Genomic DNA, 6,297 nt, shown 5'->3' on the forward strand with positions numbered 1-6,297 from the left:
CGGCGGCTGGACCGGTACGAGCACGTCACGCTCACGGGCCCGAAGTCTCCGGAGGCCCTGCCCGATGAGATGCGACGGATGGACGTCGGCCTCATTCCCTTTGTCCGCAACGACTTCACGCGGAGCATCTACCCGCTGAAGGCCAACGAGTATCTGGCCGCCGGCCTGCCGGTGGTCACCACCGCGTTTGCCGACCTGAGCGACCTGCAGGGCGTGCTCTCCATCGCCCGGACGGACAGCCAGTTCATCGGGGCAGTGGAGGCGGCCGTGCGGGATCGAGGGAACGAAGAGCGGCAGCGGCAGCGCATCGAAGTCGCCTCTGACAACCGGTGGCAGCACCGGGCCGGCGACGTCCGAACGGTGCTGAACCGGACCCGGGCGGCGGTGCCGTCGGCGTAAGTGCGTCTCTTCCCATCCACCCCTCGACCCATGTCTGTTTTCCGCCGCTGGGGACAACGTGCCTGGACCGCCCTGTCCAACCGCCACGTCTTGTCGCTCGCCGGTCGAGGCACCACCGCAGCGTTCCGGGTGGCGGCGTTCACGCTCCTGGCTCGTCTCCTTGGGGCCGAGGGGCTGGGAAGCTGGATTTTGTATCTGACGACGGCCTCGTTCCTCCACATGTGCCGTCGCGGGCTGGTGAAAACAGGGCTGGTGCGGTACGTGGCCGGGCGCACGGACGCAGAGGGCCGGTCCATCGTGGGAGCGGGGTGGGTGTTGGCCGCCGCCCTCACGGCCCTCGCCAGCGGGGCGGTCGCTCTCTGGGGGACGGCCCTGCCGGTGCCCGACGGCTTCGGACTCTTCGTGCAGTGGTACCCGTGGCTCGCCTGGGCGGTGCTGCCGGTGCACATGAGCACCTGGCTCGCCGAGGCCGACGACCGCTTCGACCGGGTGCTCTGGATGGATCTGATGCAGGGGGCGGGCCTGCCGCTTGTGCTGGTGGGCCTGCTGGGGGCTCCCCTCGTCTTTGCCGTTCCCGCCGTGCCTGTTACGCCAGACCTCGCCGCCGGGCTCCACGTCGGGCTTACGGTCAGTGCCTCGGTCGCGGCGCTGGGGGCCGGGTGGGGCCGCCTCGCGGCTCTGCCCCACGCCACTGTCTCCGCCCTGCGCCGCCTCTTCGCCTTCGGGCGCTACAGCGTGGGCACCCTGATTGGGACTCACCTGCTCACCAGCTCGGACACCTACCTGCTGGGAGCGCTGGCGGGGCCCGCGGCGGTGGGCCTCTATGGCGTGGCGCAGAAGGCAGTGCGCCTCGTGCAGGTGCCCCTCCGTGCTCTCTCGGCTACCGCCTACCCGGCCCTGGCCCAGCGCAGCCGCGGAGACGGAACGACTGCCCTGTCGCGCTACGCCCACCGCTGGGTGCTGCTGGTGACGGCCGGACTGCTGCCGGTGCTGGTCGTGCTCGCCGTGTGGGCGCCTACCTGGGTCGGCCTGCTGGGAGGAGACGGCTACGCCGGGGCCGTCCCGGTCCTGCAGTGGTTTGTCCTCTATCTGGCGCTCGCGCCCCTCGACCGCATGGTCGGCCTGCTATTCGATAGCATCGAGAAGCCGCACCTGAACCTGGTAAAGGTGGGCGTCATGCTGGCCGTCAACGTTGTCGGCGACGTGCTGGTCTACAGGCTGACCGGGTCGGTGGCGGCCGTGGCCGCCGTCACGACCCTTACGCTCACGGCGGGCGTTGTCGTGGGCCTCGCGATGCTCCCGGCGGAGGCCACCCTGCGGTCCCAGGGCGTTCGCCGGGCCGCGATGCGGTTGGGGGTGCGGCTCCGGTCCATTCTGAGTACGCGCGACCGTCGGCCGCCCCGACGCGAAAGGCGGGAGGGGACCGTGGATTCGTCGATGCATATCGGGGATTCGTCGAAACGCGCTCACGGCATCGACTCGTAGCTCAGGTTCGTCGAAAGGAGCGGCTCGTCTCCCCGGAATCTCATATCTTGATGGTCGAAGACAGACACCGGGGAGGACTGGCCCGCCCCGGACGCGACGAGGCGTCCAGCGACTCGCTCGACGACTTCGAACCAGCGTTCCGACGGCTGCTTGGAGAACAGCCCGCGGCGCACCGAAGGGGCGTGTTCCACTGCCCAATGGGTACACACCCGGCACCTGCACCAAACAAAGACCCGTCATGGAAACCCCGCTGGTCTCCATCATCACGATCAACTACAACGAGGTGGAGATGACCGCGCGGTGCCTGGAGCAGCTCCGGGCGCTGACGTACCCGAACGTGGAGGTCTTCGCGGTCGACAATGCCTCGGCGGAGGGGCAGGCAGAAGCGCTGGCGGAGCGGTTCCCGGAGGTGACGGTGATCGCGAACGACACCAACGACGGCTTTGCGGGTGGGAACAACGTGGCCCTTCGCCGCGCCCGGGGACGGTACATGCTCCTGCTCAACAACGACGCGCTCCCGGAGCCGGGCCTGCTGGAGCCGCTCGTAGAAACGATGGAGGCGCGCCCCGACGTGGGCATTGCCAGCCCGAAGATTGTGTTTGCGGACGGGGAAGGGGACGGCGAGCCGTCGCGCATCCAGTACGCCGGATCGGCCCCGATCAATCCGTACACGGGACGCTCCCACACCGTCGGCTACGGCGAGTTGGATGACGGTCGCTTCGACGAACCGGGCCGCACCCATCTGGCCCACGGCGCCGCCATGATGACCCGGCGCTCGGTGTTTGAGGACGTCGGCCTGCTCGCGGAGGACTACTTCCTCTACTATGAGGAGCACGACTTCACCGAACGAGCCAAGCGCTCCGGGTACGCCGTCTACTACGATGCCCGCGCCACCGTACGTCACGAGGCCTCCGCGTCTGTGGGGCGCCACTCGCCACTCAAGGCCTACTACATGACGCGCAACCGGCTGCTCTACCTGCGCCGCAATGTGCAGGGCAGGGCCTTCCTGTTCAGCGCGCTCGTCTACTGGGTTCTGGCCGTGCCGAAGCAGCTGCTGACGCTCCTGGCGGCGGGGGAGGGCGAGCGCTTCCGGGCCACGGCCCGGGGGGCCGCCTGGCACCTGCGCCACGCCGTCGACGACGTGCAGGGGCAACCCGCTCTGCCCGACATTCCGGCCCTGCGGCCGGTCTCCTCCCAAGACCCGTCCGTAGCGCGCCCTGCCTGACTTCTTTACAACTGGACCACTACGCTCCTCCACCCCCATGCCCGATGCGCTGCACGGCTTCGCTAAAACTGTCAACGTCTTCTACGCTGGGTACGCCTACGAGGCCGCCCAGCACCTGCGCCCAACAGTCCGGTCCACGCCGCCCGAGACGCGTTTCGTGCTCTTTGCTCGCGGCCGATCGGGCACCACGTTGCTGCTCTCGATGCTCAACGCGCACCCTGCGGTCGAGGCCGACGGCGAAATTCTACGGCGCCGGGCCTTGCGCCCGCTGCGACTGGTGAAGCAATGCAAGGCGCAGACTCAAGCCCCCGTCTACGGCTTCAAGCTGCTTTCTTACCAGCTCCGCAGCCTCCAAACCCACCTGTCGGACCGGCGCGCGTTCCTGGAGGCGCTGGTGGAGCAGGGCTATCGGGTGCTGTACCTGCGCCGCCGGAACCTGCTGCGGCACGCCCTCTCCGGCCTCTACGCCGAGCATCGCCGCCGCTGGCACCAGACCGACACGGACGCCACAGATCGCCCCGCCATCCGAGTGCGCCGCGATGACCTCTTCCGGTGGCTAGACGGCAGCGCGCAGCTTCGGCGCTTCGAGCAGGAGGTCCTGGACGGCCTGCCGCACCTGTCGCTCACCTACGAAGAGCACCTGGAAGACCCGGCACGCCACGCCGATACGCTCCACCGCACGACCGACCGGCTCGACCTCGACCCCATCGCCCCCGATACCTCGCTGCGCAAGACCACCCCGCGGCGGCTGTCGGACCTAGCCACCAATCCGGACGACGTGCGCCGCTGGGTGGCGGCGTCGCCGTACGCTCGCTTTTTGTCCGCCGTGTCCGCGTAGCACGGCTCCTCGCCTCCCCTGCCTCTTTCGTTTCGCTCGCCATGCTCTGGACCCTCCTCAATTCGCTGCTCTTCTTCGGCGCCGGGAGCGCCGTGGCTTATCTCGTCCTTTTTGCCGCCGCCGCGCGCTGGGGTTCCCGCTCGCACAGGGTCCCCCGGCCGTCGTCCTGGCCGCGCCTGGCGGTCTATATTCCGGCCTACAAGGAAGACGCCGTCATCGTCGATACGGCCCGCCGCGCCGCCGACCACGACTATCCCGGCGTCTTCGAGGTCGTTGTCATCGCCGATTCGCTTCGGCCCGATACAATGGCGGCCCTGGACGAGTTGCCCGTCACGGTCGTGCCCCTCGACGTAGAGGAAAGCACCAAGGCAACGGCCCTCAAGCACGGGCTCGATGCCACGCCCCCGGACAAATACGACGCTGCCGTGGTGCTTGACGCCGACAACGTCATGGCGCCGGGCTTCCTCGAACAGGTGGCCTGCTCGGTAGCGAACGGGGCTCGCGTGGTGCAGGGGCGGCGCGTGGCCAAAAACCACGACACGGCACTCGCCCGCCTCGATGGGGTGAGCGAAGCCATCAACAACCAGATCTTTCGCCGAGGCCACCACGCGCTCGGCCTCTCGGCGGCGCTGATTGGGTCGGGAATGGCCCTAGAGATGGACCTGTTCCGGCGCTTCATGGGGGCCATCGACACGCCCGACGGATTCGACAAGGAGCTTGAGCTGCGACTGCTGCGGGCGGGGACCCGCATCGAGTACGCCCCCGACGCGGTGGTGTACGATGAGAAGGTACGGGCCGACGCGGTCTTCGTGGATCAGCGGCGGCGCTGGATCGGGGCGCAGGCGCGCTACCTGCGCCGGCACGTCCGCGGCGGACTCCGGGCGCTGGTACGGGGCGGCCCGTTCGACTACGTCGATAAGGTGGTGCAGATGCTCCTCCCGCCGCGCGCACTCCTGGTGGCGTCCCTTCCGCTGATCTCTCTGGGAAACCTCCTGGCAGGCGCTCTGGGCTGGGCTGGGGCCTGGGGCGGGCTGTCGGGACTCCTGGCCGCCGGGCTCTTTGCCGCCGTGCCCGCCGACCGCGACGACCTGTCGGTCGCGTCGCTCCTCTCCGCGCTGCCCCGCGGCGTGTGGCTGGGCCTGCGTGCTCTTCTCCGCAGCCGGGAAGGGCTCGCTCCCAACACCACCACGCCCCATCACACGTCACAGGCGTCCGCCCCTTCGTCCTGAGCCTGTGCGCGAGCCGCCCCACCTCTTCACAACCTTTCATCCGCAAGGCCCCCATTCCATGCGCATCGGCATCGAAGCCCAACGCCTCTTCCGAGCCAATAAGCACGGCATGGACGTCGTGGCCCTCGAAACCATCCGCCACCTCGTCGACGCGGCGCCGGAGCACACGTTCGTCGTGTTCGTGCGCCCCGGCCCGGACCTCTGCTTGGAACCCCGCCCCAACCTGGAGGTGCGCCGGGTGGACGGGTGGTCGTATCCGACGTGGGAGCAGCGCGCCCTGCCGCGGGCCGCGCGCCAGGCGAACGTCGACCTGCTGCACTGCACCAACAACACGGCCCCGCTCCGCCTGGACGTGCCGCTCGTGCTTACGCTCCACGACGTCATTTTTCTGGAGGGCGCGACCCTGTGGCCGCAGGGCGGAACCTGGTACCAGCGCCTCGGCAACGTCTACCGGCGGTGGGTGGTGCCGCCGGCGGCCCGCCGAGCCGATACGGTCGTGACGGTCTCCGACCATGAGCGCGGCCGCATCGCCGACCGCCTTCCGGCCCTGGACGATGACGATCGCCTCGCCGTCGTGCCCAATGCCGTGTCCGACCGCTTTGCCCCCGTCACCGATGCGGACACGCTCCAGGCGGTCCGGCGTCGATATGACCTGCCGGACGCGTTCCTCTTGTTTTTTGGAAATACAGACCCGAAGAAGAACATGCGCCGCGTCGTGGCGGCCTACGCACAGTACGCTGAAATGGCCGAGGCGCCGCGCCCGCTCGTGGTGGCCGACGTCGACCGCGACCGGCTCCGCGACCCCCTTCGCGCCCTCGGCCACCCCGACCTGATCGACCGGATTCGGCTGCCCGGCTACATCGCCCACGACGACATGCCGGCGGTCTACAGCCAGGCCACCGCCTTTCTCTACCCGTCCCTCCGAGAAAGCTTCGGCCTGCCCATTCTGGAGGCGATGGCGTGCGGGACGCCCGTCCTCACCAGCACCACCGCCGCCATGCCCGAGGTGGCCGGTTCGGCCGCCCTGCGCGTAGATCCCCGCGATCGCGACGCCCTGGCCGAAGGCATCCGCACCCTGGACGAGCAGCCCTCCCTGCGGCGCACCCTCGCCGACCGGGGAC

6 protein-coding genes are annotated in these 6,297 nt (G+C 69.3%); all 6 read left to right on the plus strand.

What is annotated here, in order from left to right; all coding sequences use genetic code 11:
• Nucleotides 1-399, plus strand: a 399-nt coding sequence (locus V5A20_RS12670) for a glycosyltransferase (protein ID WP_332327489.1), incomplete at its 5' end; no start/stop codon positions are given.
• A gap of 30 nt (nt 400-429) precedes the next feature.
• A complete protein-coding gene (locus V5A20_RS12675; protein ID WP_332316768.1) occupies nt 430-1,884 on the plus strand; it encodes a lipopolysaccharide biosynthesis protein in 1,455 nt (484 codons plus the stop codon).
• A gap of 238 nt (nt 1,885-2,122) precedes the next feature.
• Nucleotides 2,123-3,109 (plus strand): glycosyltransferase family 2 protein, encoded by a 987-nt coding sequence (locus V5A20_RS12680; protein WP_332316769.1) that lies wholly within the window; start codon nt 2,123-2,125, stop codon nt 3,107-3,109.
• Between the two features lie 37 nt (nt 3,110-3,146).
• Nucleotides 3,147-3,947 (plus strand): Nodulation protein H, encoded by an 801-nt coding sequence (locus V5A20_RS12685; protein ID WP_332316770.1) that lies wholly within the window; start codon nt 3,147-3,149, stop codon nt 3,945-3,947.
• Between the two features lie 41 nt (nt 3,948-3,988).
• Nucleotides 3,989-5,176: a glycosyltransferase gene (locus V5A20_RS12690; protein ID WP_332316771.1), complete on the plus strand. Its 1,188-nt coding sequence runs from the start codon at nt 3,989-3,991 to the stop codon at nt 5,174-5,176.
• A gap of 58 nt (nt 5,177-5,234) precedes the next feature.
• Nucleotides 5,235-6,297 (plus strand): glycosyltransferase family 4 protein (locus V5A20_RS12695; protein WP_332327490.1); only part of this gene is annotated, 1,063 nt, incomplete at its 3' end.

The sequence above is a fragment of the Salinibacter sp. genome (assembly GCF_036626415.1).
Taxonomy (GTDB): Bacteria; Bacteroidota; Rhodothermia; order Rhodothermales; family Salinibacteraceae; genus Salinibacter.

Excerpts from the sequence above, each read along its gene's own strand:
- V5A20_RS12675 (WP_332316768.1), top strand. The coding sequence starts at position 430 with ATGTCTGTTTTCCGCCGCTGGGGACAACGTGCCTGGACCGCCCTGTCC.
- V5A20_RS12680 (WP_332316769.1), top strand. The coding sequence starts at position 2,123 with ATGGAAACCCCGCTGGTCTCCATCATCACGATCAACTACAACGAGGTG.
- V5A20_RS12685 (WP_332316770.1), top strand. The coding sequence starts at position 3,147 with ATGCCCGATGCGCTGCACGGCTTCGCTAAAACTGTCAACGTCTTCTAC.
- V5A20_RS12690 (WP_332316771.1), top strand. The coding sequence starts at position 3,989 with ATGCTCTGGACCCTCCTCAATTCGCTGCTCTTCTTCGGCGCCGGGAGC.